The sequence below is a fragment of the Streptomyces sp. NPDC006197 genome, from assembly GCF_040613865.1.
Lineage (GTDB): Bacteria > Actinomycetota > Actinomycetes > Streptomycetales > Streptomycetaceae > Streptomyces.
Window position 1 is genome coordinate 1 of record NZ_JBEXSZ010000294.1, and the last position, 1,913, is coordinate 1,913.

3 protein-coding genes are annotated in these 1,913 nt (G+C 75.1%); all 3 read left to right on the top strand.

The genetic code is table 11. The features are described 5' to 3' along the window. Positions 1–132 (top strand): proprotein convertase P-domain-containing protein (locus tag ABZ318_RS39520; RefSeq protein WP_356907243.1); only part of this gene is annotated, 132 nt, incomplete at its 5' end. An 84-nt stretch (positions 133–216) separates the two neighbouring features. Next, entirely contained in the window at positions 217–873 is a 657-nt protein-coding gene (locus tag ABZ318_RS39525) for a response regulator transcription factor (RefSeq protein ID WP_356907241.1), read from the top strand. Then, on the top strand, positions 866–1,913 hold a 1,048-nt coding region (locus tag ABZ318_RS39530; RefSeq protein WP_356907242.1), incomplete at its 3' end, for a histidine kinase. The genes ABZ318_RS39525 and ABZ318_RS39530, both read left to right, overlap by 8 nt.

Here is a 1,913-nt window from a genome sequence, read left to right on the forward strand (position 1 = left end):
GACAACATCAACCAGACGTACACCGTCAACGCCTCCACCGAGGTCGCCAACGGCACCTGGAAGCTCCGCGTCCAGGACAAGGCGTCGATCGACACCGGCTACATCAACAGCTTCAAGCTGACCTTCCCGTAAGCCACACCACACGGGGGCGGGCGCCCGGAGGGATCTTCCCTCCGGGCGCCCGCGCGTCCGCGTCCCGTGCATACCCTGGGCGGCATGATCAGGGTGCTGCTCGCCGACGACGAGACGATGATCCGGGCCGGGGTGCGGGCCATCCTCGCCACCGACCCCGGGATCGAGGTGGTGGCCGAGGCCGGCGACGGACACGAGGCCGTCGAACTCGCCCGCGAGCACCGGCCCCACGTCGTCCTGCTCGACATCCGGATGCCCCGGCTCGACGGGCTCGGCGCGGCCGAGGAGCTGCGCAGGGCGGTGCCGGACGCGGCCGTCGTCATGCTCACCACCTTCTCCGAGGACGCCTACGTCGCGCGGGCGCTCGGCAGCGGCGTCAGCGGCTTCCTCCTCAAGTCCGGGGACCCGCGCGAACTGATCGCCGGGGTCCGGGCCGTGGCCGGGGGCGGCGCCGCCCTCTCCCCCACGGTCGCCCGGCGGGTCATCGACACCTTCGGCGGCGAGCGGTTCACCCGCACCGCCGAGGCGCGGACCCGGCTGGAACCCCTCACGGGCCGGGAGCGGGAGGTCGTCGCCCTCCTCGGCGCCGGGCTCTCCAACCAGGAGATCGCCGCCCGCATGCACGTCGTCGAGGGCACCGTGAAAGCGCACGTGAGCGCCGTCCTCGGCAGGCTCGGCCTGCGCAACCGGGTCCAGCTCGCGGTGCTGGCGTACGAGGCGGGCCTGGTCCCCGGTGCGTGAGCGCCTCTTCGACCTGGGGCTGTGGCTGCTCCTCTGCGTGCCCGTCCTGCTGAAGTCGGACCCGAACGACGGCGGGAGCTGGACCCAGGTCGCCGTCGGCGTGGCGGTCCTCGGCGGCTGCGTCGCGGTCAGCCGGCGGTGGCCGCCGGTGCCGATCGCGGTCGTGGTCGCGGCGAGCCTGCCCGTGAGCCCGGAGCTGTTCACCCCCTCGTACAGCCTGGCGCTCGTCGCCTTCGGCTATCTGGCGGGGCGGCGGCAGGAGCAGACCCGGGCGGCGCTGTGGCTGTTCGGCGCGATCGCGGCGGCGGGGCTCGTCCTGACGGTCGTCGCGCACGCCTCCCTCGGCCAGTGGTTCACGCTGCTGCTGTCGCTGGCCCTCGCGATCGTGGCGCCCTGGCTGATCGGCCGCTACATGCGCCAGTACGACCGGCTGGTGCGCAGCGGCTGGGAGCTGGCCGACCGGATGGAGCGGGAGCAGGCGGCGGTCGCCGACCGGGAGCGGCTGCGGGAGCGCTCCCGGATCGCGGGCGACATGCACGACTCCCTCGGCCACGACCTGGCCCTGATCGCGGTCCGCGCGGGCGCCCTGGAGGTCGATCCGGCGCTCGGCCCCGCCCAGCAGCACGCGGTCGGCGAGCTGCGGCGCGCGGCGGCGGACGCGACGGCCCGGCTGCGGGACATCATCGGCGTCCTGCGCGAGGACGACGCCGGGGCGCCGACGACCCCGCCCGGGGAGACGGTCGAGGAGCTGACGGCCCGCGCCCGGGCGTCGGGGCTGGCCGTCACGCTCGCCACGACTCCGGTGCCGACGCTGCCGGGGATGTCGGGTCTCGCCCTGCACCGGGTGGTCCAGGAGGGCCTGACGAACGCGGCGAAGCACGCGCCCGGCGCGGCGGTCTCGGTCGCGGTCACCGGGGACGGGACGAGCGTGCGGGTCCGGGTGGTGAGCGGCGTTCCTGCTGAGCAGGCGCGGCCACCTGCTGCCGAAGGAGCCGTCACCTCCGGCCCCGGAGGACCCCTCGACGCCAGTGTGAGCCCAG